The following is a 26,691-nucleotide window of genomic DNA, read 5'->3' on the forward strand; positions in this document are numbered from 1 at the left end:
TGTTATCGGGTATATTAGTCATTGAGTAGGGCTCCTTCTTGGTGGTGTCGCAATCCCGAGAATACCCTACTTTTTTGTTACCTGAAAAGGCTCCAAATCTTGGTACACAAACAATTTTACGTCATCTATTTCGATACTTTTTAAGTAAAATAGTGGTACTTTTTCTACTATTTCGTCCGAAACATTCATTCTCTTTAATATTAGAAGTACTTTTACTCTTAGTTATAATCCGAGCCACCTTTGCAAGTGTTTGCTGGGTTTACGGGGTTTGCTGGGCTTGCTGGGTTTGCTGGGCTTGCTGGGTTTGCTGGGCTTGCTGGGCTTGCTGGGCTTGCTGGGTTTACGGGGTTTGCTGGGCTTGCTGGGCTTGCTGGGCTTGCTGGGTTTGCTGGGTTTACGGGGTTTGCTGGGTTTGCGGGTTTGCGGGTTTGCGGGTTTGCGGGTTTGCGGGGTTCGCGGGGCTTGCGCGGTTTGCGCGGTTTGCGCGGGTTTACGGGGTTTACGGGGTTTGCGGGGTTTACGGGGTTTACGGGGTTTGCGGGGTTTACGGGGTTTACGGGGTTTACGGGTTTGCGGGTTTGCGGGGTTTACGGGGTTTACGGGTTTGCGGGTTTGCGGGGTTTACGGGGTTTACGGGGTTTACGGGTTTACGGGTTTACGGGTTTGCGGGTTTGCGGGTTTGCGGGGATTCCCTCGCGCAAACGAAAAACCGCCAGCAAAGGGGAAATCCCCTCGACTGGCGGTAGCAAAACAAGTTTACATTCCAAGCCATTGCTTGAACATGTGCTTAGTAGTGTCTCTGTTCATTGCTGCGATGGACGTCGTCAGCGGAATACCCTTCGGGCAAGAACGCACGCAGTTCTGCGAGTTGCCGCAACCTTCGATTCCGCCTTCTTCCATAAGCGCTTCCAGGCGCTCATGGTCGTTCATTTCACCCGTTGGGTGAGCGTTGAACAGACGCACCTGGGAGATCGCCGCTGGACCGATAAAGCTATTCCGGTCGTTGACGTTAGGGCAAGCCTCGAGACAAACGCCGCAAGTCATACACTTAGACAGCTCGTAAGCCCACTGCCGCTTCGACTCTGCCATACGAGGTCCAGGTCCGAGATCATAGGTTCCATCAATGGGAATCCATGCTTTAACCTTCTTAAGCGCTTTGAACATCCGCTCGCGATTGATCACGAGATCACGAACGATAGGGAACGTAGCCATCGGCTCTAAGCGAATCGGTTGCTCCAGCTTATCAACAAGCGCGGTGCACGCTTGACGCGGCTTGCCGTTGATCACCATAGAGCACGCGCCACATACTTCCTCTAGGCAGTTGGATTCCCAGCATACCGGGGAAGTTTTGCCTCCATCCGATTTAACGGGATTACGCTGAATTTCCATCAATGCGCTAATAACGTTCATGTTCGGGCGGTAGGGAATTTCGAACTCTTCTGTGAAGGAAGAAGCTTCAGGACGTTCCCGCCGCGTGATGACAAACTTTACTTTCCGCTGTGCAGTTGCCGTTTCAGCCATGTCTTAGCCCTCCTTCTTCTTTTCAGTCGAATAGTCGCGTTTCCTCGGTGCAATTAAAGATACGTCAATATCTTCGTACGAAATCTGAGGACCTTCGGCCGTCCATTTCGCTTTCGTTGTCTTCATGAACTTGTCATCATCGCGTTCCTGGAATTCTGGCTTATAATGAGCGCCGCGGCTCTCATCACGCATCAGGGCTCCTAAAGTCATCGCTTCGGCAAGCTCCATCATATTCCACAGCTGGCGAGTAAACGCTACGCCCGTGTTATTCCAGCGCGCCGTATCATTGATGTTGATGTTCTTGTAACGCTGCTTAAGCTCTTTGATCTTGTTAATCGTCTCTTGAAGCTTGCTGTTGTAACGAACAACCGTCATATTATCCGTCATCCACTCGCCCAGCTCTTTGTGCAACACATAAGCATTCTCTGTTCCATCCATTTTCAAGATGGATTCATACTTATTAGCTTGCTTGCTGCGCTCGCGCTCGAATACGCTCTCTTCCAAGTCTTCCGCGGATTTCTTCAAGCCGCGAATGTACTCAATCGCTTTAGGTCCCGTAACCATACCGCCGTAGATCGCGGACAAGAGAGAGTTAGCTCCAAGTCGGTTCGCACCGTGATATTGATACTCGCATTCCCCGCAAGCGAACAAGCCGGGGATGTTCGTCATTTGATTATAGTCGACCCACATTCCGCCCATGGAATAATGAACCGCAGGGAAAATCTTCATCGGAATTTTCCGCGGATCGTCACCCATGAACTTCTCGTAAATCTCAATGATCCCGCCGAGCTTAACATCAAGCTCTTTAGGGTCCTTATGTGATAAGTCTAGATATACCATGTTCTCGCCGTTCACGCCAAGCTTCTCGTCTACGCACACCTGGAAGATCTCACGCGTAGCGATATCCCGTGGAACCAGGTTACCGTATGCCGGGTATTTCTCCTCGAGGAAGTACCAAGGCTTGCCATCCTTGTACGTCCAGATTCGACCGCCTTCGCCCCGTGCGGATTCGCTCATGAGGCGAAGCTTGTCATCGCCCGGAATCGCAGTCGGATGAATTTGGATAAACTCTCCGTTGGCATAATATACGCCTTGCTGGTAGACAGCGCTCGCGGCAGTACCTGTGTTAATGACTGAATTCGTTGTCTTCCCGAAAATAATTCCCGGTCCACCTGTTGCTAGAATAACCGCATCAGCACGGAACGTGACTGATTCCATAGTACGAAGATCTTGCGCAGAAATTCCTCGACACACGTTATCGTCGTCTAAAACGACGGACGTAAACTCCCAGTGCTCGTATTTCTGCACAAGCCCATTCACTTCAAAGCGGCGTACTTGCTCGTCCAAAGCATATAGAAGCTGCTGCCCTGTCGTAGCGCCCGCGAAGGCTGTACGATGATACTTCGTACCGCCAAAGCGACGGAAGTCAAGCAAGCCTTCTGGTGTCCGATTGAACATTACGCCCATCCGATCCATTAAGTGGATAATCCCTGGTGCAGCTTCACACATGGCTTTAATAGGCGGTTGATTAGCTAGAAAGTCTCCGCCATATACCGTATCGTCAAAGTGCTCCCATGGGGAGTCGCCTTCACCTTTTGTATTTACCGCTCCGTTGATACCGCCTTGCGCACAGACGGAGTGTGACCTCTTTACCGGTACGAGCGAGAACAAATCAACCCGAACGCCCGCTTCCGCTGCTTTAATTGTTGCCATCAAGCCGGCAAGTCCGCCGCCGACTACGATTACTTTTTGAGTTGCCATTATGAGATCCTCCTCCCTTAACCTGCTGTTACTGAACTCATTACCGCTGTAGCTGCCGAAGCGAACTCATCACTGCGGAACGCGAGCAGAGACAGCAAGAACAACACGGATACGATTACGAAAATACCCATGCAAATATTAGAAGAAATCTTCTGTGCACGCGGTCCGATCGTGATACCCCAAGCGACAAGGAATGACCATATCCCGTTGGCGAAATGATAAGTTGCTGCTATAACAGCAACAATGTAAACTACAAAGACCACAGGATTGCTAACGATTTGATGCATATGGCTGCCTAATTCTTCATGGCTGACATTTCCAAGCCCGATTTGAATTCGGGTATCATATACATGCCATGCCACAAAAATAAACGTTATTACGCCCGTTATCCGCTGAAGCGCAAATGCCCAGTTCCTTCTGTAACTGAACCTACCCACATTCATATTAGATTGGAAAGCGATGTACAAGCCGTATACCCCATGGAATAAAATCGGCAGCCATATTAGAAACAGCTCCGCAAAAAACACAAGAGGTATGCTATTCAGAAAGTTTATACTCTTTAAGAATCCCTCTTTACCGCCTTCGTACGCAGAGTAGTTAGTCAGTGCATGCTCGATAATGAACAATCCTAAAGGAATGACACCGAGCAGCGAATGCAGCTTTCGTGGGAAGTAAGAATTACCATTCATATCAGTGTTTAATCTCCTTTCGCACCCGTGCGATTGACTTTGATGTCTATTATTAAATTTATGTCACCATATGTCACCGCTATTAAGGTTACTCTATTTTCGCTTATAATGGAACTGCCTATTTTTTATTAAACCTTATAACTTATTTGCATATGATGAAGGGGTTGCAGTTAATGTTAGAAGATATGCGTCTATTCTCTACGATTGTTGAGCAAACCAGCTTAAATAAAGCAGCTGAGAGGCTTAATGTTTCACAGCCTGCTCTTTCAAGGCGAATAGCCCGTCTTGAATCGGAGCTGGAGGTCGATTTATTCCGAAGAATCGGCAAAAGATTGGAGCTGACTGCTGCCGGGAAGCTTACCTATGAATTCGCTCTCGAGCTCCGTCGTTTTCACGGAAGCTACTTGCAGAAGCTGAATGCCTATAAATCCGCCGAAGCGCCAACCGCCACGATCGGCGCGAGCTTAACGACTCTTCAAAGCACGCTTCCAGAGCTTATTACCACAATGACCGAGAAACATCCCAATCTCGAGATTAAAGCCATTACCGGCAAATCACACGAGATTACCACTTTGGTCAAAGAACGCAAAGTCGACTTTGGCATCGTCGCTTCTTCCGTTATAGATGACAGCGCCATTACCAGTTTACCCTTATTCGACGATCATCTTATCCTCGTGCTCCCACGGACGCATTTTATATTAGAAAGATCTCAACTCAATATTACTGATTTGCACGGCTTACCAATGATTTTATTTGCACCAGGCACTTGGTATCGTACGTTAACTGATGAGCTTTTCCGAAAGCACAACCTGAAGCCTGACGTTAGAATGGAAATTGACTCCTTCGAAGCGATTATTCGCCTTCTTGCTGCCTGCAGAGCCGGTGCATTGCTGCCTAAATCCTATTTACGTGAGCAACTGCTAACGGACAATGACCTCTATCTTGTTCGGATTCGAGAGCTTGAGGAAACGAAGCGGACAACCTCTCTCATTCATGGGGATCCCGCATGGCTGGCACCTTCTACCCGCTTCCTAATTGAGGAGACGATTGCAACCTTCGCTCGCCGCTCGATCCTGCCTAATGAGCTGTCGTAATACGGCTTTGACACCTCATTCCTTATCTTTCCTGTTTCATCGCTGAATGGGGTGTGATAACCTTTTACAGGTAGTTTAAGGGACAAGAGCCCATCATAACTGATCCGTCTCGCCAAAAAAAACGGCCTAAACCTTAGGGTGCGGGGGAAAAGATAGAACGTACGGACCGTTAACCGGGACGTACTCGGGGTGAATCGCTATTCTTGCGTAGGGCTGATCTCCCAGCCCGAACCCGACAGCTAACCTCGCCGGCTAATCCAGGAGGATTTTATTACATGAAAAACAGCTGGAAAAAGCTCGGAATGCGTTCCGCAGCTATCGTGTTAGGTGCTTCATTCCTGTTACCGGGCATAACCGCTCACGCTGCAACATCCATGATTGCCAAAGACACCGATACTTTCTGGAAGATCTCCAAGGATCGAAACATCCCTCTAAAGCAATTAATGAAGTTTAATCCAAAAGTAGATCCGCTCAACATTTACGCCGGCTTAAAGATCGTTATTCCTAGCGGAACCGGCGGTACATCGAACAAGAAAACAAATTCCTTGAAATCAGCCGCAGCAACATTCCCAGCCATACCTGCTCAATCTCAATCCATTACAGCTGCAAACGGTCAAACCCTATCCTTCTCCAAAGTTATAGACAGCAAGGCAACTGCCTATTCAGCTTCCGCGGAGGAGAATGGGAAATGGGGAGCCGTCGATTATTTCGGTAATCCGCTTAAGCTCGGAACGATTGCAGTCGACCCCGAGGTTATACCCTTCGGGACGAAGGTTTATGTAACCGGCTATGATTTTGATGGCTTGCCAACCGGCGGCTTTGTTGCTAAGGCCACGGATACGGGCGGAGCGATCAAAGGCAGTAGGATTGATATCTTTGTTCCAGGCTCACGCTCCTTTGTTTCCCAATTCGGATTTCAAAGTGTTAAAGTGTACGTTCTGAAGTAGCTGGCACGAATAAGCAATTGTCACAACCAAGACGGGCTATCCGCAGCATTACTCTCTGCGAATAGCCCTTTTGGCTACTCTTTCCTTCTCTCGGGAATAGCCAATAGCTCTGTAAGTGTAACCATCTCATAATTATGAGCGCGCAGCCAATCAATGATTCGCGGAAGCGCCTGTACCGTGCCTGTCAAATCCTGTCCCTCGCCGCCCCCCGCATGCATGAGCACCACCGAGCCCGGGCGTATCGATCGTGTAACATTGCGGAATACCTGGTTCGCATTAATCTGTCTCCAGTCTGAGGAATCGACATCCCAATTAACGACAGTATAGCCCCTTTTTTTGGCCCATTCTAATTGATTAGGCAAGATTTCTCCATATGGAGGTCGAATAAGCCTTGGCTTAAACCCAACAATGCCCTCAATGATCTTTTCCGCGCGGTAAATCTGTTGTTGTACCTTCTCGAGAGGAAGCTTCGAAAAGTCAGGATGGTTATACGAGTGATTCCCCACATTATGTCCTTCACGATGAATTCGCTTAAGTAAACCAGGATTTTTTAATGCACGCGATCCAACGACGAAGAAGGTTGCAGATACCTTTTTTTCTTTCAGAACATCCAATACCTTAGGAGTAAAGCGCGGATCGGGAACATCATCGAACGTCAATGCAACTTTGCGCGAGCCTCGGGAGGCAGACAATACGAATACCCCTTCGTATTTGCGCTCTAACTCTGTCCACTTCATGCCGGATGGTACTGTCGCGGCAACACTCGGGTATCCCCACGCAGACAAAAGGGTGACGATGCCTAACAGCACCATCACCGCTCTTTTGTACCGCTGCATCATCATCTTATTACCCACTCCCCAGCCGTTCTTCTTGCCTATAGCCTGAGCGAATGGGATGTTTTTCATTCAATAATTATCATTGCCCGATCGACTCCTGAAATAGCTCGATTTGGGAATTCGTACCGATAACGACCATAACATCATCCGTCGAAAGTACATCCTTAGCTACCGGAGCGATAATTATGCCTTTGGGCTTGTTTATCGCAACGATGCTGCAGCCGTAGCGCCCTCTCGGATTTACCTCGTTAAGGGACTTTCCTGACAAGCATTGCGGAACCGCAAGCTCTGCAATCGTATATTTCTTCGATAGCTCGATATAATCCAGAAGATTAGGCGATACAAGCTGATGAGCGACACGGATACCCATGTCCCTCTCAGGATAGATTACTCTGTCCACGCCAACACGCTCTAGCACCCTTCCGTGCAGGTCCGATACTGCTTTGGCAACAACCTTCTTGACTCCAAGATCCTTGAGCAGAATGGTAGCCAATATGCTTGCTTGAATATCGTCTCCGATTGCCACGACTCCGCAATCGAAGTTACGGGCGCCTATTGAACGAAGCGTCTCTTCCTCCGTTGCATCCGCAACAACCACATGCGTCAGAACGTTTGACATCTCCTGTACCAGCTCTTCATCGCGATCCACGCCCAGTACTTCATATCCCAATTCAATAAGCTCGCGCCCCAAGCTTGAACCAAACCTGCCCAGTCCAATGATAACAAATTGATTTAATTTCATGTCTGCTACCTTCCCCTACCCGATTATGATTTTACCTTCTGCATTGCGGTATAACGGACGGCCTTGCTTCGGTCCGAGCGCATATGACAAGGTTAATGGCCCCAAACGCCCAATGAACATCATGAGAATGATAATTATTTTTCCAGCCAAGGTCAGTTGGCCCGTAAGCCCCATCGATAACCCAACCGTTCCGAACGCAGATGTTACTTCAAACAAAATCATGAGAAATTGATGATCCTCAGTCGTAGACAAGATCATGGTGGCTATCACGACTAATCCGAATGCGAACAACGTTACGGTTAATGCTTTATACACCCGTTCTTGAGCCAGTCTGTATTGGAACATGACGACGTCCTCTTTGCCCCTAACCATAGCGATAACGGCACCGACAAGCGCAGTAAAAGTTGTCGTCTTGATCCCGCCGCCTGTAGAGCCCGGAGATGCTCCGATAAACATATAGATAATCAAGAAAAATTGAGTCGCTTGTCGAAGCCCCGCGATGTCCAGAGAGTTAACGCCGGCTGTCCTAGGCGTTACCGATTGCAAGAAAGCAGCGAGTATCTTCTCTCCGAATCCGAGCGAAGCCATAGTACGTCCGTTCGAATATTCGAATAGCAGGATAACTGCCGCTCCGAATACGATGAGGAAGCCGGACATGCTGAGCACAACTTTGGAATGCAGCGATAACTTTCGTTTGGGATTACGAATTTCAACCAAATCGGCAAGAACTACAAATCCGAGGCCGCCCAGAATGATCAGCAGCATCGCTACAATATTGATAAGCGGGTCTCCTACATATTCGACTAAACTCCGATAGTCACCCATGATATCGAAACCTGCATTATTGAAGAAGGATACGGCGTGGAACACACCTTTATATATGGCTTCACCCGCTGGCATGTCGAACATGAATCGAATTGAAAACAAGACAGCTCCAACGAATTCGATCGTCAGTGCATAGATGACAACTTTGCGCACTAACCGAATAATTCCCTCTATGCTCGTCTGGTTAAGCGCCTCCTGTAAGACAAGACGTTCCTTAAGTGATATTCGACGCTTCAACGCGATTGCGAATAACGTTGCCATCGTCATAAATCCCAAACCGCCGATTTGTATCATGATCATAATGATAATTTGACCGGCTGTTGACCAGTACGTACCAGTATCGACTACAACTAACCCCGTAACGCAAGTAGCTGAGGTCGCTGTGAATAGCGCATCAATAAATCGGGGAGTTTCCTCGTTTGAGTGAGCGAAGGGCAGCATGAGCAAACCCGTTCCCAGCAAAATAATCGTTGCAAATCCAAGCACGAGAATGCGCGGCGGCGAGGCCGCTAGAGTTCGAAGAAACTTACGGAACATTTCCTTTCACCCCATCATCCGATGATGATTTTTCCTTCTGCATGACGGTAAAGCGGGCGTCCTGCTTTCGGTCCGAGCGCATAGGTCAATGTTAACGGTCCCAGCCTCCCTATGAACATGAGGAATATAATCGTTAGCTTACCCGCAACAGATAATTCACCTGTGAGTCCCATGGATAAGCCCACCGTACCGAAGGCTGACGTCGCCTCGAACAAAATCTTCAAGAATGCGGCGTCCTCTGTTGTCGATAGCACCATTGTCCCTAGCATCACGATCCCAATACAGAACAAGGTAACCGTAACTGCCTTATAAACACGTTCTTGAGCTAAACGCAGTCGGAACAACACAACATCCTCTTTCCCGCGGATCATCGCTAGCACCGCACCGACTAGAACCGCGAACGTCGTTGTCTTTATTCCCCCGCCGGTCGACCCAGGAGAGGCTCCGATAAACATAAGTATAATGATGAAAAATTGCGTGGCCTGGCGGAATTCTGCAATATTGACCGTTGTTACGCCTCCTGAACGAGTAGTTACGGATTGGAACAGGGAGATAAGAGCTTTTTCGCCGAAACCTTCATTCCCGATCGATCGGCCGTTCGTAAATTCGAAGACAAATATTATGAATGCTCCAACAACCACCAATGCGGCAGTTACCGTAAGTACGACCTTAGTATGCAAGGAAAATTTACGCTTTTTTTTCATTTCGAATAAATCCGCAAGCACAACAAACCCAAAGCCGCCAAGAATAATTAATACTATTGATACGACATTCATGTACAAATCCGTTGAGTAGCCGGTTAAACTGCGAAAATCACCTGTTAAATCAAATCCGGCGTTATTAAAGATGGAGATTGCGTGGAACACTCCATGATACATAGCCTGACCGAAGCTCATATCGAACATGAAGCGTGCCGTGTACAATAGCGCACCAACCGTTTCCAACGCCAAAGCATATAAGATAACTTTGCGCACGAGACGGACAAGACCCTCGATACTTCCTTGATTAAGGGACTCTTGCAGGATAAGGCGTTCCTTAAGCGAAATTCGCCTTCTTAGGATCAGAGCAAACAAGGTAGCCATTGTCATAAAACCAATTCCGCCGATTTGAATGAGCAAGAGAATAACCCAATGTCCAAAGGTAGAAAAATAAGTGCCTGTATCGAATAGAACCAACCCGGTGACACATGCTGCAGAGGTTGCAGTAAATAAAGCATCAACAAAGGACATCGACTGCCCGTTAACTGCAGCAAAGGGAAGCTTAAGCAGCATGGCACCAATGAAAATAATGGCACCAAATCCTAATAATAACGTCCTTGGGGGAGATGCGCTGAACCACCGAACGATTTTTCTTAACAAGGAAGTCACCTCTTACTGAAATTCACGCAACAAAAAGAAGCACTGGAACCCCCAGTGCTTCTAAAGTGAGCACACGAGTCCTGTTCGGTCATAGCCTACGAGGTTAGCTGTCGGGTTCGGGTTCGAACAGGCTGCCCTATCCACCACGTGGTGACGCGGTAGGAATTCACCCCGGGATCTCCGAATACAATTGAACTTGTACCGGTGATGTGTTGGTTCCCCCGTTTTCCTAGTTAAGAAAATTCGGCTGGTGATTAAGATCATTAATGACGTACCATCGAATTATATTCTTTACCCGCAAGGGGAACAACATCAAAAAGGAGGCAATCTGAGTCATTTGGACGTTTTATAGCATAGCTATCTCATGGATAAGCCCTCGGACAGTCATTATCGCCGCCTTTCCTTTCATTTTCGCCGAATATGAGAGATACTAGTTGAAAATGAATGCTGTAAGGTGATTAGACCCGCTGTATGCGTTTTCCTGACTTGTTTCCATAAAGGAGAGATAGATTTGAACCCCTTGTTACCCTTTCAACAGGACAAACGTTGGTTGTGGACAGCTGTTATAGGATTTTTATTGTTTCTGCTTATACAAGCATTCCCCATAACCGGGCAGTTGTTTGCTACCGATGTTCATCCGGTGATGTCTCGTTCGGAGGCGGAGAGTAAAGCAATAGAGATAGCCGCTGCTCGATTCGCCGTTCAATCCGATGAGATCGACCGAACGTCGGCAACTCATTTATCAGATAGTCAAACCGTAGGCTACTTCTCTAAGTACGGGCTTATGGACGCTTATAAGAAGCAATGGTCTTCATCGACTCCGACAGATGTCTATGCTATTGATCTTCAACTGATTGGAGAGAGCGGTCATTTGTTGATTTACTTACATATGGAATCAGGGGATTTGGTCGCTTGGCAGCATCTAACGGATACAGCTTCGACAGCTTCGACAGCTTCGGTTCAACCTGCTTCAGAAGGAAGTCAGCTTGCCTCTGAAGCCTTAGGTTATGCGGCATTCTACGGAATTAATGCATCCGAATGGGAATGGAGCGGCACTGTGGAGGACGATGGAAGCGTGAGGTTTGAATCCCGCAAATCGGATATCAACGAATCCTCGTTATGGATGAAAGTCATCGTTCCAGCAGATTTTAGTATGGCTGCGTCTTCGATTGCTCCATGGATCGGCGGTAAGGTAACCTACGGATTCGATCTGTCAGCTGCATTCACCGCATACATGAAGGAACAAGGAAAACTTTCAACAAGCTTAACCACCTATGGGTTTATCATTCCGCAAATCATATTCTTTATTATTGCGATCGTATACGCGGGGACACACGGAGGACAAAGCTCCTATCGCCGGGGGATTCTCCTGTCTGCTCTGTTCTTTGCCATGTATGTCGGCATAACTATTAATATGATTCCAGGACTAAGAGCGGGATCTTGGGAAGCGACTGTCGCTCAAGGTAACGGAGCGAGTACAGCCATAATCGTAATCAGCATTGCGATCTATGCCGGCATGGCCTTGCTTACTTATTTCTCCGCTGTCGGAGGGGATGGCCTATGGAAATCGATGGGGAAATCATTGTGGCCAAGATGGCAAGAGGGAGACTATGGGGTTTCGGTGCTCCGAAGCATGCGTGCAGGCTATTTCCTAGCCTTTATTCTGCTGGGTGCACAATCCGTAATTCTTCTTGTCTTGGAGAAATCGCTCGGCTCCTTTGCTTCTTCCGACGCGACGCAATCCATGTACAATATGAGGATTACTTGGATTCTCCCTTTACTCGCATGGTGTGCAGGAATATCGGAAGAGCTGCAGAGCCGATTGCTCGGCATTGGCGTTTTTCGCAGCTGGTTTGTAGGAGGAGCGCGCAAGCTGCTTCGCCGCGAGCTCTCGACTCGGACTACCGTCATGCTAACGGCAGCAGCCATGATTCCTCCCGGCCTGTTATGGGCGATGGGTCATGTCAGTTATGCCATCTATCCGGTGTATACGCGTATTATCGAGCTTGTACTCATGGCAATGCTGTTCGGTTGGTTTATGCTGCGTTTCGGTATTATGACCGTCATTTTCGCTCATGTCACTTTGAACGCTATACTTATGGGGATGCAGATGATGTTCGACGGACTTCCGGGCGACTTCTATGGCGGTATATTCAGCCTAGTCATGCCTGGGCTCGTGGGGATTGCGATCTGGTGGGTTCATGGGCTATTTCGCGGGAAAGCTAAGCCTGTTGTTGTCTAACCAGTGCTAAGGAAGGCCTAAGAGAACAAGCAAATCCCGGAGACATTGCCTCCGGGGTTTGCTTAATCTCATTCTATTCCTACTCCGCGTTTAACGTCTCCAGAATGCGGCTAGCCAGCGCTTCACCGATGGACACCTGCTTGAAATCCTCAATGGAGGCTTCCTTGATGGCCTTGAGCGAGCCGAAATGACTAAGCAGCTGCTTCCTTCTCTTCTCACCGATCCCCGGAATGGAGTCGAGCCGAGAAGCGATCATCGATTTGCCTCGCTTTTCCCTGTGGAAGGTAATCGCGAAGCGGTGAACTTCATCTTGAATGCGCTGGAGCAAATAGAATTCCTGGCTGTCCCGAGGCAGGGGTACGACCTCCGGCGGGTCGCCCACCAGCAGCTGGGCCGTCCGATGCTTTGCGTCCTTGGCCAGTCCGCATACAGGAACATCAAGCCCCAGCTCATTAACCAGTACATCGGATACAGAGGCAATATGTCCTTTGCCTCCATCAACAACGATAAGATCGGGAAGAGTAAGTCCTTCCTTCAACACGCGCTCATAGCGGCGGCGCACGACTTCCCTCATCGTCTCGTAATCATCAGGGCCTTGAACTGTCTTCACATTATATTTGCGGTATTCCTTCTTATCAGGTTTGCCGTTAGTAAAAACAACCATTGCAGATACCGGCGAAGCTCCTTGCATATTCGAGTTATCGAATGCTTCGATACGGCTTGCGCTTGGGATGCCGATCCATTCGGCTAAACCGTCGACCGCTTTCACCGTTCGGGATTCGTCTCTTTCGATCAATCGAAACTTCTCTTCGAGAGCTACGCGGGAATTATCACAAGCCATAGCTACAAGTTGGCGTTTCGAACCTCTTCTAGGAACGGCAACCTTTATCTTAAGCCAGCGGCGCAGGGAGTCCCCGACTTCGGCGGCCTCATCATCTTCACCATGATCTGCCTCATTACTTTCGCCTATTGCAGCTTCCGTCAAAGCAGCAGACGAACTCTGAGCGACAGCGTCATCAGGCGCCTGTTGTTGCTCTGCTCCTGCCTCAGGAGGAGCAGGCAGCAGCATTTCGCGAGGAAGTGCTGGATTGTCGCTATAATATTGCGTGACGTAGCTAAGGAAATCCTCATAGGCTTCTCCATAATACGGAAATACGGAAACGTGCCTCTGAATCATTTTCCCCTGACGCATATAAAGAATTTGTACGCACATCCAGCCTTTGTCGGTGGAATAACCGAACACATCGCGGTCCATTGCGTCAGCCATATTAATCGTCTGCTTCTCCATGAGGGCTTCAATCGACAGGATCTGGTCTCGATATTCCCTTGCACGCTCGAATTCCAGCTCCTCGGCAGCCGCTTCCATTTTGCGTTTAAGCTCTCGTTTAATTTCCGTATGTCCTCCGTTAAGAAAACGTGAAATCTCGCCCACCATCTCATCATAAACGGCTTGTTCCACTGGATATTCACAAGGAGCGACACATTGTCCCATATGATAATACAAGCACACCTTATCGGACAAAGTATTGCACTTCCGCAGGGGATACAATCGATCAAGCAGCTTCTTTGTTTCCTGTGCGGCATAAGCATTCGGATACGGACCGAAGTATTTGCCTTTATCCTTCACAACGCGCCTCGTAACCTCCAAGCGCGGATGAGCTTCATGTGTAATTTTCAAATAGGGGAACGACTTGTCGTCCTTAAGCAGCACATTGTAACGAGGGAAATGCTCCTTGATCAAATTACACTCGAGAATGAGCGACTCCGTATTACTGGCGGTAACGATATATTCAAAGTCACGAATTTCCGAAACAAGCTTCTGTGTCTTACCGTCGTGGCTTCCATTGAAATAAGAACGAACGCGGTTCTTAAGCACCTTGGCTTTCCCGACGTAGATGATACGGCCTTCATTATTTTTCATTAAATAACAGCCCGGCTGATCCGGGAGAAGCGCTAGTTTATGACGTATTTGTTCCATTGCCTTTTCTCGGTCGGCGGATGGATTCAGGATGTCCATGGACGGCACCTTCTTTACCTCTTGATCGGGACAGAACACCCGTTCCTCCTATTGTATCACAGCGGCGGGAGCAATGACCTTCCCCTTTCTATGGTTGTCGCAAACTTGTCACCTATTGAGTGCTTTACAACAAAAAGCGATGTTGGGTATACTATAGTTATCGAATGTGTCAGGAGGCGTCCCATGGAAAACGTAAGAGATCCCCGCCAGCACATAAACGAAGAGCCGCGCGATGATTTTATGGATACCGCAATCGGCTTTGGAGCCATGTTTGGCTTCATGTTCGTTGTGTTTACTGCAGCGGTAGTCATTAAAATTATTATTGGCTAATTTATCGCCGTATATGGATGAAATGAGGCTGTCCCAGTTTATGGACAGCCTCGTTTTTATTTGGTCTTTTTATGTTCCTGTTTCACAATACGAATGGAAGCATCATCGTACCGCTTGCGTTCCTTACGCTCTATCTGCACAATTCTGCCGTCGTGAACGAGGATATTAACCTCGCCGTACTCGAGTCCGTTAACCTGCTCAGCAATACGCCTCAACCAACGGTCATCTACTTCTAATGGCTTCGCCATCTGTTTTCCCTCCCGGATCACTTATCTCCTTAAGTTTCGTGTTCCTTGCTCATGCGGCTTTCCAATATCGACTTGGCTACAAGCGTCATGATTGCCAATAACATCAACAACGAGGCAACGGCGAACGCAGCGCTGAATTGATATTCGTTATAGACGATTTCAATATGAAGCGGCAGCGTGTTCGTCTCTCCTCGAATATGGCCGGATACGACGGAGACTGCTCCGAATTCCCCCATAGCCCGGGCATTACAGAGAATCATGCCGTAGAGCAGCCCCCACTTGATGTTGGGCAACGTTACTTTGAAGAATACTCGCCAACCTCGTGCGCCCAAGCTAACAGCTGCTTCTTCGTCCTGAATCCCTTGCGCTTCCATCAGCGGTATCAATTCCCTGGCCACGAAGGGGAAGGTAACGAACATCGTAGCCAGTACGATACCGGGCGTCGCAAAAATAATATCGATATCATGTGAATCCAACCACGGGCCTAAGAAGCCTTGAGCGCCGAACAGCAGTACATAGACCAGTCCGCTGACAACAGGAGAGACTGCGAACGGTAGATCTATGAGCGTGATCAACAGGTTTTTGCCGCGGAAACTAAACTTTGTTATAGCTCATGCAGCAGCCACGCCGAATATCGTATTAAGCGGAACCGCTATCGCTGCTGTCAATAAGGTTAATCGAAGCGCAGACATGGCATCCGGATCTGTAAGAGCAGACACATAAGCTTCCCACCCCTTCCGGAAGGACTCTGCAATGACGGATACGAGAGGAAGAATAACGATAAGTCCGATAAAAAGCAGTGCTATTAAGATCAGCGTCCATCGTATCGCAGGGGATTCCGTTAAATGCGGCTGAACAGATTGTTTTCTACCCGTACGAGGGTTAGTTACGATTCCTGCCATACTCGTTAACCCCCCTTAACAGTGCGTAGACGGCGATTAGTCCACCTCTGCAAGACGTTGATCACCAATAATAGAACGAATGACATCAGCAGCAGTACGACAGCGATCGCCGCAGCCTGACTATACTCGTATTGCTCAAGCTTCGTGATGATGAGCAGCGGAGTGATCTCAGTCTTCATCGGCATATTACCAGAGATGAATACGACCGAACCATATTCCCCGATTCCTCGGGCGAACGCGAGCGCAAAGCCGGTCAACAGTGGAGGAATCAGCTCCGGCAGAATGATCTTGAAGAACGTTCTGCCACGATAGGAGCCGAGCAGCACGGCCGCTTCCTCCATATCTGATTCCATGTCATGCAATATCGGCTGCACCGTACGAACGACGAAGGGGAGTCCGATAAAGATAAGCGCCAACGTAATTCCAATCGGAGTGTATGCGACTTTTATCCCGAGCGGCTCCAGCCATGAGCCAATCCAGCCTTTGGGTGCGTAGATCGTTGTCAATGCAATATCCGCCACTGCCGTCGGTAACGCGAAAGGCAAATCAACCAGTCCATCGACGATTTTTTTACCTGGAAAACGATATCTGACCAGTACCCAAGCTAGTAATAGACCGAACAATACATTAACAAGAGCCGCGAAAAAGGAAGTCAGCAGGCTAAGCTTATAAGAGGCCACAACCCTTGCATCCGTTACGGTAGCCCACCACTCGGAGGGTGAGAGGCCAGCCGACTTGATGGCCAAGGCGGCTAGCGGAATGAGAACGATCAAGCTCAAGTACAAGACCGAAAATCCCAAAGTTATGGATAATCCGGGTAGAACCCGGTCTTTCTTGCGATGAGATGTCATGAACCTTTCAAGCCCCTCTATCCGGCCCTTTGGTTAGGATCCCGGTGTGTAAATTTGGTCGAATGTCCCGCCATCGGCAAAATGTTTGCTCTGTGCTTCCTTCCAACCACCGAATCGTTATCGATTGTAAGCAGCGTTAACTGCTGGAATTGATCCTTATATTTATCTGCAACAGCTTGCAAGCGCGGACGGTAGAAGTTCTTCGCGGCAATTTCTTGCCCTTGCTCCGTGTACAAATACTCTAAGTAGGCTTTCGCTGCTTCCCGTGTTCCTTTCTTGTCGACCGTCTTATCAACGATCGCGACTGGCGGTTCTGCCAATATGCTCAAGGATGGCGTTACGATCTCGTAATCCGCTCCGTATTCTTTAAGAGCTAGGTAAGCTTCGTTCTCCCAAGCAAGCAGAACATCGCCGATTCCTTTCTCTACGAACGTCGTCGTGGAGCCGCGGGCACCTGTATCTAGGACAGGTACGTTTTTGAACAATTTCCTAAGGAAATCTTGGGCTCTAGCTTCGTCATATCCGAGTGTTTTAATTGCATATCCCCATGCCGCCAGGTAATTCCAACGAGCACCGCCGGATGTCTTCGGATTCGGAGTAATGACCTGTGTCCCCTCGTTAATCAGATCATTCCAGTCCTTAATTCCTTTTGGGTTGCCTTTACGAACTAGGAATACAATAGTCGAAGTATAAGGAGTGCTGTTCTGCTCAAAAGCGGCTTGCCAATCCTTCTTAATGTTACCTACCTCTGCGATTGCATCGATATCGCCAGCCAGAGCTAGCGTTACGATATCAGCCTCTAGTCCGTCAATAACAGCGCGTGCTTGTTTGCCTGAGCCGCCATGGGATTGCTTGATCGTGATCGTACCGCCGGTTTCCTTCTTCCAATACTCAGCGAAGCTAGCATTGAATTCCTCATATAATTCACGAGTTGGATCATAAGACACGTTTAATAGTTCGATTGGGGAAGACGCAGCCGATTCATTGTTTTTGGATCCGCAAGCTGTTAACAAAGAGAAAATAACCGTCGTAATAATGGCCCACCTGAATGATTGAAATGTTTTCATTGTCATAGCACTCCTATTAGTTGTTATCTGGAGGATTTATGCTTTCTTACTCCGGTGGGCCGGTCGTAATCAAAATACATTATTCCTACCAGATTAGTTGGTATTGAAGTCATGGTAACAGCGAGCCTAGCCTGCTGTCAATAAGTTCTATCAAAAAACTGATAAAAGAATATAGACAAATCGAAAAAGCCCATGCGCAATTGCATGAGCATTTAACAAATCCATATGCCCGGTTTCTATTCCCCCGGGGCTGGATTCCAAGCCGATGAGCCATTATAACTAATATAATTAGCGGTATTGTTGGTTCCCGTTGGTTGCGTGCTGGAAGATGTAGTATAGGTGTTTACCGCCAAAGGTGTAATGATACGATCCGCCTGTGAGGTCATTATTTAATCGGGTAAAGAAGTCGTTAAAGGTTGGATCACCTGTAACTTCCTTAATCTCATCCCATGAAATTACGTTATCTTTATTCGTATCGTATGGATTAGTACTGCCTGAAGAAGTGAAGTTGATAAACTGGTTAAAGGAACTTTCTCCTCCGGCCTCGACATTCCCGCCCGTTATATTGATCACATCAAACCCATAATATAGTTCCTTGGTTATTTTACCTGCCGTTGCGCGGGCTCTGATTGTATACCTTCCTGGTTCCGTAAACGGGATCGCGGGGTTATAGGTGCTTGTTACAAAATCAGGGTCGGCGGTATCCGCGCTTTCTACGTAAAGCACTCTTGAATAACCCCAAATGGCCCGGATCTTTAGACTCAGGCACTCCTAATCAACGTTTATGAACCCCGGTGATTCCTTCCGCGGACGTGCACGACATCGACGAAAGGACGAACACGATCCATTAACCGCTGGCCCTTATGCATCTCTTCGCCTTCCTTATGGGTAAAGCTGAAATGCTTCTCTAAATCATCCAGATCGTGGTTTGACGTGTAGAAGGTGGGCTTTCGGTTCATCCGATGATTAAGAATGGCTCCCAGCACATGATCCCTTACCCAAGGGGTCAAATTCTCGGCTCCAATATCGTCGAATACGAGCAGATCTGCGTCTTTCATAAGGGTAATCGTTTCTTTCAGCTTCTGCGGCTCGAACATAAGCGCTTTGGCATCCTCTACGAACTCCGGCATGTACACGATAACCCCTGAGAAACCTTCCTTCGCAAGTCTCTGAAGCAAATAGCCTGCCATATAGGTTTTTCCCGTTCCGAAGTCACCCTTGAGATACAAGCCTTGTTTTTGCAAGCCTTGACTTTTAGTCGTATGAACGTAATTCTGCAGCTGATTAACCGCTATCGCTCGGCCGGCATCCAGTTTAATCATCTCTGATTCGTCGTATTGTTCCCCGAATACAGTCTCGTCTACGTAGAAGCTAGTAATTTTTCGGCGGATTTGCTGCTGTTGTTCATTTGCCGTCCACTTCGAGCAGGCGGTTTTATAATCATTCAGCTGCCAGCGACCGTTCAATTTCACGCAATTAATACCTGTAGCATGGCCTTGCATATCATTCGGGCACAGCGCTAATCCAGGGCATGCCTTACATGCCCGATATTCCTTGGTCATTTGGTATAAACGGTTCATATTAAGCTTTAGTACGGGCTCATCCAGTTCAGGGTAGCGGGAACGCAGCTTGATAACAAGAGGGTCATTCAACACTTGATTCGCGATCTGTTCCGCATTCCCTGCTCCGCCAATCGGAGGCATGCGGCGTAACGCTTCTCCTATAGATTCCATTCCCAATCCCCCTCTAGTTATCACCCTGAAGCTTTCTAGCTAGCTCTAGCATTTTCTCAAGTTCTTCCGGAGTCGCTTCTTTCACAGGACCATCATCCTTTACAACAGACATCGCAGGCTTGCGCCGCGTCCCCCGACTCTGGCCTCCGAACGTAATGCCGCTGTCACGGGAAGTCTCTTCGCCGCGACGCTTGCGTTCTAACGCAACATTCAGCTTTTCTTGCTCTCGAATGTACATAATCGCTTTATCCAGCGTATCTATTCCCTTAGCTAACATGTTAGAGGCAATAGAATCTATGAACGACTTCGTCAACCGCTGGGCACGGCTCATTCCTAGCACGTAATGAATAAGAATATTTATTACCGGCTCAGGAAGCTTATAATTCAAGTCGATGCGTTCAAATATACGTACAAAGTCATCCGGGACCGCCCCTGGAAAATAACGTTCCAGCATTCGGGTATACGGCTCCCGTTGCAGCATTTCATTATATCGCATAACGGTAACATCCATTTGGAACCGCTCGGGTATGTCCAGTTGTATAGCGCTTAGGGCAACTTCAGTCGTTACGTCGACTTTCTTATCCTCACCGCGAGCAAGGAATCTTTCTCTTTCCTCATCTCGCTTGCGATCCTGTCGATAGATTAGATTAGCTCGATTCTGAAGCTCGTCCCATAACAAAGTTCCATCACTATGAAAGATCCCATCCTCATCCAACAGCCGACAAATCTCCGGAATCTCCAGATTAAACTTATAAGCCAAATAATTCAGCTGCCCCATGATTTCCGGAGACCTGTTTAACCGTTCCACAAAGACTCGATTGGCAGATCCGCGCGGGAATCTAAGCATCATTTCGCTATGACGAATCCGCTCCTGTGACTGAACCGCAGCCGGGCGCTCATTAGCGGGCGCGCTTTCCACCCAACCCATCTCAAGCTCGGGATCCATTGCACCCGCACCAATATTAAAAAGCTCATAGAAGGGCATCGTCGCTTCCTCACGATTGACGAAACGAGCGAGCTCCGCAGGCTGTTTAGAAGTTAAGCTCTCACGCAGCTCAATAAGAGCACTCTTGCCGATTTTGTCTCTCAGAAGTAAGGTTAGATGAAAGCTCGAGAAAAACTCCGCTGAGCTTAGCGGACGCTGGAGCACATATTCATATACGGATTCCTCAGTAACCGGATTATGATTGCGATACACCTGCAGCAGCCCGACCGCTTCCAGCTTAGAGGCAGCTTCGACGGCGGTTTGGCGTCCGGCAGCGTTTAATTCCAAGCCGAGGCCCAAAAATAACATTCGCTGAGTTTCAAGGGAACTAAATCCCGTACGATCTTCTGCAACTTGATGATAGAGCAGATGATAGAAGGCAGCAGAGATCGCCCCTGTCATAGGCTGATAGAGGGATATAAATAACTTGCGATCTAATCCGCTCAGGGCAAAGTCACGACTTGTAAAATAACGGTGGTTTTCCGTGAATTCCATTATATTCGATACGCGCATGGCGGAATCGACAACTCTTTTCCGTTATATGATCTCTTTATTGTAACATAAAAAACTTCGATGCTACGCTCCTTTCCAAAACCAATTGCAACGACAAAATTGTGCCTTACAATTATCGCTTAATTAAGAATTTCCACGTATTTATATCTACACTATATCGAAGAGCTGATAACAAGAACCCCACCGTTGGCAGTGGATCATGGAGTGATACCATGTCATCTGGCAGTTTCGTTGTCCAAATAGGAGGGTTCATCTGAAACCTCTTAGGGTTGCTTAGAAAATGAAGAACATCGCCAGGAAGTAACGCTCGTCCCCGTTTTCCTACAATGTAATCTGAAATTGGTTCGACTTTTTGTTCCATGGCCAATTGATACATAATCCATGGGAAATCTACCCCGCTGCGTATAGACAAATGAAGTGAACTCCAAAATCGAGGGTTAATTTCCATTAACTTCGGAACTCCGCTACGAGGATCAATCATATATTCAACATCCACGACACCGCACCACGGAATACCCTTCATCAAATCGGTAGAATGTTTAATTAACTCTGGATACCAAATACTTTCGTGAACCGTGCTTGGTCCTCTAGTAATCGGGAAATTACGTATCTCTTTCTGGACAAAAGAAGCTACTAATTTATGTTTGGAATCGTAACATAAACACACATCACACTTTATTCCAGGAGGTATCCACTCTTGAATGATGGGGTTAGGATAAACTTCTTGAATTTCTCGCAAGGTCTTTATGAACTCATTCCTGTTGTGAACAATCCGTATTCCGCGCGAGCCAGAACTGCGCCTTGGTTTAATAACCAAAGGATATTCCATTATTTGAATGGCTTCTAGGAAATCATCTTCCGAATGATTTGCCTGCCCAGATATTTCAACCGTTTTAGGGCAAGGAATGCCTCTCTCCATTGCCAACCGAATCGTATTGCCTTTATCCGCCGCAATATTATAACAACTAGAAGCAGGAGCAACAATTCTAACTAATCGATCTAATTCTTTCCGATTCGCGACCACAATTTCCAACGTATCGTCATCCATAGGAAATAAAACATCGCAACGTTCCTTACGGATCGTTGTTACTAACCAATCCAAAAAATTTCCAGGAGATTTTTTCGGATTCGGATAAGTAACATTTTTAGAGGCGTATTTGGAGAATCCACTTGTGTGCCAAATGGTTTTATCGGAAGTAATAGTCCTTATCCCTCTTGAACCAAGTGATCTAACAGCGGCAAGAGTTTTACTAAATAAACCGTTGGTAAATAGGACCGTGCTCATTCGACACCTCATTTACTCATCCGAATTTGTTATTGCTTTCTCAGAGATCAATATAGCTCTTATTTCACCCACAAATCACAGATTGATAAGACTGCAGGGTTTCTTTCAATCCGTCGCGAAGCGAATATACCGGAGACCACTTCAGTTCTTGGAGGGCCATCCTGTTATCCAACACGCTGTTCTGAATATCCCCAGATCGAGCGGGATCGTATCGGGGAGAAAACGCTATTTCGCACATAGAGCACATTTCCCGCAACAGGCCGTTAATCGAAACGGATGAGTTGCTACTGATGTTCATGGTCAGACCACCGCCTTTCTCCAGTGCGGCGATATTGGCGGCGACGATGTCTCGAACATAAATGAAATCGCGAGTTTGTTCCCCTGTTCCATATATGATGGGCTGTTCTCCCAATAACAGCTTGGAAGCGAAAATAGACACTACGCCCCCTTCTCCCTGGGCATCCTGACGTCCCCCGTATACATTGGCATATCGCAAGACGGTATAGTCCAAACCGAATAAATCGCGATACAAGGCTGTATAATGCTCGGGAGTATGCTTAGAAATACCGTAAAAAGACAGAGGCTTTACAACATGCTTTTCTTGAATTTTCTTCTCTTCCGGATAGCCGTACACGGCTGCGGAAGACGCATATATAAATTTACGGACAACCGCAGCTTTGCAAGCGTTCAGTACCGCAAGGGTGCCCATGATGTTGATTTGCGCATCCATAAGAGGTTGTTCGATGGATCGGAACACAGAAACTTGCGCCGCCAGATGATATACCGCCTCAGGCCGAAACTGAAGAAACACATCCGAAAGTCCTTGTTCCAAAACATCCATCCGAATGAATTCAGCTTCGGGATGAATTTGCTCCCTCTTCCCTGTGCTGAGATTGTCAACGACCAAGACACGATGACCAAGTGAGACCAAATGGTCAACCAGATGAGACCCGATAAATCCCGCTCCTCCGGTTACGATAATCTTTTTCATGACATGGTCCACCTCTCATTTCATCCAAATTTCCATCACATCTGAATAATGGTTATCCATGTATCGGTTATATATTTGTCGATTGATCGCCATTCGCGATTTGACTATTCTTCATCACCAATACATTGTGTGTGTTAGGGAGGATTGAACCCCTGTTTGCTACACTACCAGAGTATTGAATGGATTCCTGCAGTTTCTCCCATCGTACGATCAGCTTTCGGCATAGCCAGGCTGTTGCCAGAGCAAGTGCTACCCCTGCAATCACGTCGATGACATAGTGGATACGCAGATATATTGTCGAGATGATAACTAGAACTACAACGGGGGAATAAAGCAAAAACCATCTTTTGCTATACTTCCGTACCAAGATAAACATAATGACGGAAATTCCGGTGTGCAAGCTGGGGAAAGCGTCCGCCACCGGTGTAAATATATTCCTGTCCATCATCATGGCCGTTAGTCCTGTCATTGAAGTAGAATAAGTATAGGTAAAAATGGGACCGAACGCCGGAATGAGTATGTATATCAAATAACCTATGTAAAAGGTCATAAGGGCCGCAGCCGTATATTCCAGCAGTGCTCGGCGGCCGCTCCACCACATCAAGAAGATCGTGCCGTAGGTAAAAGCAAACCAGGCAAGATAGATGACACTCAAAAAAAGAGTCAAAGGATGGTTGTTGATCGGTTCCAACCACTCGGCTGGTTGCTTGCCTCCGAACAAGAAGCTATCCCAATCTTGCAAAGCTGCGTCCTTTATGGGTAAACCCTTAGCCGTAATAAAATGAGTAACCGCCTCGAAGGAGAACAGCATGACCAGAAATGACGCCATCACCCTTGCCAGCAACTTGGCGTGTTCCGCGATGCGACCATGAGGGACGAATATGAGTACGACAAAGAACAGGACCATCAATAACGCAATGGTTGTGGTGATCGGTCCGGCTGATACGGCCACGCGTATGATTTCGTCCCCAAGATTCTCATCCTTCAAACCTAGTTCGTAAAGCAAAGTCAAGATGCCCAGCATAAGAAGACTGAGGATTTCGTGAACTTCAAGTCGTGCGATGACTTTCATGAAGGACTTCCAAATCATATGCATCTATAACTCCTTGGGACGTCAAATTGTTGTATCATAGAAAATAGCTGATTTCGTATAGCTAGTTGTAATGATCGGTAACGACTGGGGGCACATTAAATGTTTGGGAAGAAGAAAGCCAATCCCGGCGGAAGACTAGAGACGGATCGTTTCTACGTTTATTATGGCTTGGGAACGCCCGAGGCACGCAATCGTCTTCTCGGTGAACCTCTGGTTATTGTGGAACTTCGGCAATGGCATCCTGACGATTTACACCGTTTACGTGAAGGCGGCACGAAAATATTCGGCTATTTGCCGGTGATGGAGTCTCCTTCGTGGGACGAAGACAAGATCAACCGTTTGGAAAACCGCGATTACTTTTTGAAGGGAGGGCAGCGTGTCCGGTTTGAAAAATGGGATACTTTTCTGATGGATCTCCGTTCCCCCTCTTATCGGCGGCTCTTGTTCGACGAGTTGGAGGACATGCATCGCCAATGGCCGATCGACGGCATATTTTTGGACACCGTCGGGGATATCGAAGAATATGTGCCCGATTACGCGAAAGAGCAGATGTCCGAAGCATACCGAGCGTTCCTTGCCGTGGCTGCTTCGAGGTATCCTCAAACGAAGCGTATCCAGAACCGGGGATTCTCCCAACTGAACGCGTGCTGCGATTTGTTGGACGGCTATCTATGGGAAGACTGGCGGTCGGAATGGAGTACCTTTTCCATAACAAAGCATCAAATCAAACAACTGCAAAAGTTGAACGCAGAGAGAGGGCTTGCCCTTCTGGCCGTATCCCCCACGGCTTCCGAAGACAATCGAAAAAGTGCGCATGAGCAAGGATTTCTGCATCGGGCTATTGATCCGAGCTATCTCGACTTTCCATGATTGCTAGCCGATATACTTTTTCGGAAGAGCAACCAACCTCTCGTTGCCGAAAAAATAATCTTTCACCGTCGTAAAGTCAAAGTCTGCAAGCAGCTTCTCCAATTTTGCTTGACTCCCCGCGAGACCAAAATAGTGAATGAATCGGTCACGCCTATTCAAATTGTCCAGACGGGGCTGTTCCGTGTCGATTTCTCTAGGATGCAAATAAAACATACTCGGGTTTCCGCTGCGATTTATTTGCCGGAAGCCCATTTTGATCAGTGGGTACGGTAAAAACCTGAAATAAAATCCGCCCGAAAACGGAATGCCCTGATTTCCGATCTTTATGGTCGACATGGGAAACTCCAGGATCTCGTCTTGGCCGAATTCGATGGAGAACGGGAATCGGGGAGCCCCGGGAAACCCGTACAGAAAGGTTTTGACCGGAAAAATGCTGGAATCGTACAGGATTCCGTTTTTCTTCAGTATGGGATAAACCCAACATGTATCCTCATTGACGGACCAGGAAGGCGCCCGGTATCCAATGGGCTTGTCCCCGATTGCTTTTTCTATATATGATATCGATTTAAGCAGGTCTTCTTCGAATTCCCGCTTATCTTGTTTATACACGAGTTGATGACCATAGCCATGCGTCGCTATTTCGTGTCCCCGCGCGTGTAAGGTACGAATCAATTCCGGAAATTGCTCGGCGATGACTCCCAAGGTGAAGAAAGTCGCCTTTACATTGTAAGCATCAAAAAGGTCGATTAGGATCTCGGTATTCCGGACGACCCGAGTCTCATATTGCTGGCTGTTGTCAAAAAGACCTTCGGAGTAATTCGCGTGGTACCATTCTTCCAGATCGATCGTTAAAATGTTTTTCAATGATCCTGATCCTCCTGAAGTTTATGATTTCTCGGAATGGTTTTGATCGTTCAGTTCTCGTTTCAACAACCCGATTTCTTGAGACAGGTTTCGAATCCGATTGGACATCCGAGACAAAGCAACCGTGAGGGAAAAAACGATCAGGATCAAAATCAAGATACCGAACGAAAACAGGGCATTAACCGAATCTTTAAATCCCATTTGGTCGGAAATAAAATTCAGTGTGTCGGGAAAGATCGAAATGACAATCAAAATAATATTCAAAAGAAACCAGAGTAACGAGTATTTGATTTCCAGCTTGTATTTTGTAATAAGACGAAGCAATATGATGCAGGCGAATACGGAACCGCCGATCATGATAGCTTGAAGTTTGAAAGCCAGCATATTATC

Annotated in this window: 23 protein-coding genes, 2 pseudogenes and 2 riboswitches; of the genes and pseudogenes, 5 read left to right on the forward strand and 20 right to left on the reverse strand. The window is 47.5% G+C overall.

Annotation, left to right across the window (positions count from 1 at the left end):
- Positions 1–756 precede the first annotated feature (756 nt).
- The 3 genes from sdhB to ACESLK_RS14335 are packed head-to-tail and all read right to left on the reverse strand — an operon-like array spanning position 757 to position 3,971.
- Complete coding sequence (sdhB, locus tag ACESLK_RS14325; RefSeq protein WP_373230201.1) at positions 757–1,521, reverse strand: succinate dehydrogenase iron-sulfur subunit; 765 nt, start codon at positions 1,519–1,521, stop codon at positions 757–759.
- A 3-nt stretch (positions 1,522–1,524) separates the two neighbouring features.
- Positions 1,525–3,282, reverse strand: coding sequence for a succinate dehydrogenase flavoprotein subunit (gene sdhA, locus ACESLK_RS14330; RefSeq protein ID WP_373230202.1), 1,758 nt, complete (start codon positions 3,280–3,282; stop codon positions 1,525–1,527).
- Positions 3,283–3,299: 17 nt separating this feature from the next.
- Complete coding sequence (locus ACESLK_RS14335; protein ID WP_373230204.1) at positions 3,300–3,971, reverse strand: succinate dehydrogenase cytochrome b558 subunit; 672 nt, start codon at positions 3,969–3,971, stop codon at positions 3,300–3,302.
- A gap of 173 nt (positions 3,972–4,144) precedes the next feature.
- On the opposite strand from ACESLK_RS14335, the gene ACESLK_RS14340 reads away from it, so the two are divergent.
- Positions 4,145–5,065, forward strand: a complete 921-nt coding sequence (locus ACESLK_RS14340; RefSeq protein WP_373230205.1) for a LysR family transcriptional regulator — start codon at positions 4,145–4,147, stop codon at positions 5,063–5,065.
- A gap of 113 nt (positions 5,066–5,178) precedes the next feature.
- Positions 5,179–5,334: riboswitch (cyclic di-AMP (ydaO/yuaA leader) on the forward strand.
- A gap of 6 nt (positions 5,335–5,340) precedes the next feature.
- Positions 5,341–6,012, forward strand: a complete 672-nt coding sequence (locus tag ACESLK_RS14345; protein WP_373230206.1) for a 3D domain-containing protein — start codon at positions 5,341–5,343, stop codon at positions 6,010–6,012.
- A 74-nt stretch (positions 6,013–6,086) separates the two neighbouring features.
- Here ACESLK_RS14345 and ACESLK_RS14350 read toward each other — a convergent pair whose 3' ends face one another.
- The 4 genes from ACESLK_RS14350 to ACESLK_RS14365 are packed head-to-tail and all read right to left on the reverse strand — an operon-like array spanning position 6,087 to position 10,310.
- Positions 6,087–6,917, reverse strand: a complete 831-nt coding sequence (locus ACESLK_RS14350; protein ID WP_373230207.1) for a polysaccharide deacetylase family protein — start codon at positions 6,915–6,917, stop codon at positions 6,087–6,089.
- Positions 6,918–6,927: 10 nt separating this feature from the next.
- Positions 6,928–7,590 (reverse strand): potassium channel family protein, encoded by a 663-nt coding sequence (locus tag ACESLK_RS14355; protein WP_373230208.1) that lies wholly within the window; start codon positions 7,588–7,590, stop codon positions 6,928–6,930.
- Positions 7,591–7,605: 15 nt separating this feature from the next.
- Positions 7,606–8,952: a TrkH family potassium uptake protein gene (locus tag ACESLK_RS14360; protein ID WP_373230209.1), complete on the reverse strand. Its 1,347-nt coding sequence runs from the start codon at positions 8,950–8,952 to the stop codon at positions 7,606–7,608.
- A gap of 14 nt (positions 8,953–8,966) precedes the next feature.
- Positions 8,967–10,310, reverse strand: coding sequence for a TrkH family potassium uptake protein (locus tag ACESLK_RS14365; RefSeq protein WP_373230210.1), 1,344 nt, complete (start codon positions 10,308–10,310; stop codon positions 8,967–8,969).
- 78 nt (positions 10,311–10,388) lie between these two features.
- Positions 10,389–10,569: riboswitch (cyclic di-AMP (ydaO/yuaA leader) on the reverse strand.
- 252 nt (positions 10,570–10,821) lie between these two features.
- On the opposite strand from ACESLK_RS14365, the gene ACESLK_RS14370 reads away from it, so the two are divergent.
- Positions 10,822–12,552, forward strand: coding sequence for a hypothetical protein (locus tag ACESLK_RS14370; protein WP_373230211.1), 1,731 nt, complete (start codon positions 10,822–10,824; stop codon positions 12,550–12,552).
- A gap of 79 nt (positions 12,553–12,631) precedes the next feature.
- Here ACESLK_RS14370 and uvrC read toward each other — a convergent pair whose 3' ends face one another.
- Positions 12,632–14,569, reverse strand: a complete 1,938-nt coding sequence (uvrC, locus tag ACESLK_RS14375; protein WP_373230212.1) for an excinuclease ABC subunit UvrC — start codon at positions 14,567–14,569, stop codon at positions 12,632–12,634.
- A 183-nt stretch (positions 14,570–14,752) separates the two neighbouring features.
- On the opposite strand from uvrC, the gene ACESLK_RS14380 reads away from it, so the two are divergent.
- The gene (locus tag ACESLK_RS14380) at positions 14,753–14,899 is read left to right on the forward strand and encodes a YqzM family protein (RefSeq protein WP_373230213.1); all 147 of its coding nucleotides are present in this window, start codon (positions 14,753–14,755) and stop codon (positions 14,897–14,899) included.
- Positions 14,900–14,955: 56 nt separating this feature from the next.
- Here ACESLK_RS14380 and ACESLK_RS14385 read toward each other — a convergent pair whose 3' ends face one another.
- From ACESLK_RS14385 to ACESLK_RS14430, 10 genes and pseudogenes are all read right to left on the reverse strand, one after another.
- Positions 14,956–15,147, reverse strand: coding sequence for a YezD family protein (locus tag ACESLK_RS14385; RefSeq protein ID WP_373230214.1), 192 nt, complete (start codon positions 15,145–15,147; stop codon positions 14,956–14,958).
- A 29-nt stretch (positions 15,148–15,176) separates the two neighbouring features.
- Positions 15,177–16,049, reverse strand: a pseudogene (gene cysW / locus ACESLK_RS14390) (sulfate ABC transporter permease subunit CysW).
- Positions 16,050–16,054: 5 nt separating this feature from the next.
- Positions 16,055–16,900, reverse strand: a complete 846-nt coding sequence (gene cysT / locus ACESLK_RS14395; RefSeq protein ID WP_373230215.1) for a sulfate ABC transporter permease subunit CysT — start codon at positions 16,898–16,900, stop codon at positions 16,055–16,057.
- A gap of 33 nt (positions 16,901–16,933) precedes the next feature.
- Positions 16,934–17,967: pseudogene (locus tag ACESLK_RS14400) on the reverse strand (sulfate ABC transporter substrate-binding protein).
- A gap of 288 nt (positions 17,968–18,255) precedes the next feature.
- Positions 18,256–18,693 (reverse strand): hypothetical protein, encoded by a 438-nt coding sequence (locus ACESLK_RS14405; protein WP_373230216.1) that lies wholly within the window; start codon positions 18,691–18,693, stop codon positions 18,256–18,258.
- Between the two features lie 56 nt (positions 18,694–18,749).
- Complete coding sequence (locus tag ACESLK_RS14410) at positions 18,750–19,700, reverse strand: ATP-binding protein (RefSeq protein WP_373230217.1); 951 nt, start codon at positions 19,698–19,700, stop codon at positions 18,750–18,752.
- Positions 19,701–19,713: 13 nt separating this feature from the next.
- Positions 19,714–21,198 (reverse strand): DnaD domain protein, encoded by a 1,485-nt coding sequence (locus ACESLK_RS14415; protein ID WP_373230218.1) that lies wholly within the window; start codon positions 21,196–21,198, stop codon positions 19,714–19,716.
- Between the two features lie 112 nt (positions 21,199–21,310).
- Positions 21,311–22,483, reverse strand: coding sequence for a carboxylate--amine ligase (locus tag ACESLK_RS14420; RefSeq protein WP_373230219.1), 1,173 nt, complete (start codon positions 22,481–22,483; stop codon positions 21,311–21,313).
- 64 nt (positions 22,484–22,547) lie between these two features.
- A complete protein-coding gene (locus tag ACESLK_RS14425; protein WP_373230220.1) occupies positions 22,548–23,474 on the reverse strand; it encodes an NAD-dependent epimerase/dehydratase family protein in 927 nt (308 codons plus the stop codon).
- 67 nt (positions 23,475–23,541) lie between these two features.
- Positions 23,542–24,564 (reverse strand): phosphatase PAP2 family protein, encoded by a 1,023-nt coding sequence (locus tag ACESLK_RS14430; protein WP_373230221.1) that lies wholly within the window; start codon positions 24,562–24,564, stop codon positions 23,542–23,544.
- 102 nt (positions 24,565–24,666) lie between these two features.
- On the opposite strand from ACESLK_RS14430, the gene ACESLK_RS14435 reads away from it, so the two are divergent.
- Positions 24,667–25,437 (forward strand): glycoside hydrolase family 66 protein, encoded by a 771-nt coding sequence (locus tag ACESLK_RS14435; RefSeq protein ID WP_373230222.1) that lies wholly within the window; start codon positions 24,667–24,669, stop codon positions 25,435–25,437.
- Between the two features lie 3 nt (positions 25,438–25,440).
- Here ACESLK_RS14435 and ACESLK_RS14440 read toward each other — a convergent pair whose 3' ends face one another.
- On the reverse strand, positions 25,441–26,301 hold the full coding sequence (locus tag ACESLK_RS14440; protein WP_373230223.1) for an XrtA system polysaccharide deacetylase: 861 nt from the start codon (positions 26,299–26,301) through the stop codon (positions 25,441–25,443).
- Between the two features lie 21 nt (positions 26,302–26,322).
- Positions 26,323–26,685, reverse strand: a complete 363-nt coding sequence (locus tag ACESLK_RS14445) for a DUF2304 domain-containing protein (protein ID WP_373230224.1) — start codon at positions 26,683–26,685, stop codon at positions 26,323–26,325.
- Between the last annotated feature and the right edge of the window lie 6 nt (positions 26,686–26,691).

The organism is Cohnella sp., assembly GCF_041640265.1.
Classification (GTDB): domain Bacteria; phylum Bacillota; class Bacilli; order Paenibacillales; family Paenibacillaceae; genus Cohnella.

What these genes read in the sequence shown, in the direction of transcription:
- sdhB (WP_373230201.1), bottom strand. Translation starts at nt 1,521, where the DNA reads ATGGCTGAAACGGCAACTGCACAGCGGAAAGTAAAGTTTGTCATCACG.
- sdhA (WP_373230202.1), bottom strand. Translation starts at nt 3,282, where the DNA reads ATGGCAACTCAAAAAGTAATCGTAGTCGGCGGCGGACTTGCCGGCTTG.
- ACESLK_RS14335 (WP_373230204.1), bottom strand. Translation starts at nt 3,971, where the DNA reads ATGAATGGTAATTCTTACTTCCCACGAAAGCTGCATTCGCTGCTCGGT.
- ACESLK_RS14340 (WP_373230205.1), top strand. Translation starts at nt 4,145, where the DNA reads ATGTTAGAAGATATGCGTCTATTCTCTACGATTGTTGAGCAAACCAGC.
- ACESLK_RS14345 (WP_373230206.1), top strand. Translation starts at nt 5,341, where the DNA reads ATGAAAAACAGCTGGAAAAAGCTCGGAATGCGTTCCGCAGCTATCGTG.
- ACESLK_RS14350 (WP_373230207.1), bottom strand. Translation starts at nt 6,917, where the DNA reads ATGAAAAACATCCCATTCGCTCAGGCTATAGGCAAGAAGAACGGCTGG.
- ACESLK_RS14355 (WP_373230208.1), bottom strand. Translation starts at nt 7,590, where the DNA reads ATGAAATTAAATCAATTTGTTATCATTGGACTGGGCAGGTTTGGTTCA.
- ACESLK_RS14360 (WP_373230209.1), bottom strand. Translation starts at nt 8,952, where the DNA reads ATGTTCCGTAAGTTTCTTCGAACTCTAGCGGCCTCGCCGCCGCGCATT.
- uvrC (WP_373230212.1), bottom strand. Translation starts at nt 14,569, where the DNA reads ATGGACATCCTGAATCCATCCGCCGACCGAGAAAAGGCAATGGAACAA.
- ACESLK_RS14380 (WP_373230213.1), top strand. Translation starts at nt 14,753, where the DNA reads ATGGAAAACGTAAGAGATCCCCGCCAGCACATAAACGAAGAGCCGCGC.
- ACESLK_RS14385 (WP_373230214.1), bottom strand. Translation starts at nt 15,147, where the DNA reads ATGGCGAAGCCATTAGAAGTAGATGACCGTTGGTTGAGGCGTATTGCT.
- cysT (WP_373230215.1), bottom strand. Translation starts at nt 16,900, where the DNA reads ATGACATCTCATCGCAAGAAAGACCGGGTTCTACCCGGATTATCCATA.
- ACESLK_RS14410 (WP_373230217.1), bottom strand. Translation starts at nt 19,700, where the DNA reads ATGGAATCTATAGGAGAAGCGTTACGCCGCATGCCTCCGATTGGCGGA.
- ACESLK_RS14415 (WP_373230218.1), bottom strand. Translation starts at nt 21,198, where the DNA reads ATGCGCGTATCGAATATAATGGAATTCACGGAAAACCACCGTTATTTT.
- ACESLK_RS14420 (WP_373230219.1), bottom strand. Translation starts at nt 22,483, where the DNA reads ATGAGCACGGTCCTATTTACCAACGGTTTATTTAGTAAAACTCTTGCC.
- ACESLK_RS14425 (WP_373230220.1), bottom strand. Translation starts at nt 23,474, where the DNA reads ATGAAAAAGATTATCGTAACCGGAGGAGCGGGATTTATCGGGTCTCAT.
- ACESLK_RS14430 (WP_373230221.1), bottom strand. Translation starts at nt 24,564, where the DNA reads ATGATTTGGAAGTCCTTCATGAAAGTCATCGCACGACTTGAAGTTCAC.
- ACESLK_RS14435 (WP_373230222.1), top strand. Translation starts at nt 24,667, where the DNA reads ATGTTTGGGAAGAAGAAAGCCAATCCCGGCGGAAGACTAGAGACGGAT.
- ACESLK_RS14445 (WP_373230224.1), bottom strand. Translation starts at nt 26,685, where the DNA reads ATGCTGGCTTTCAAACTTCAAGCTATCATGATCGGCGGTTCCGTATTC.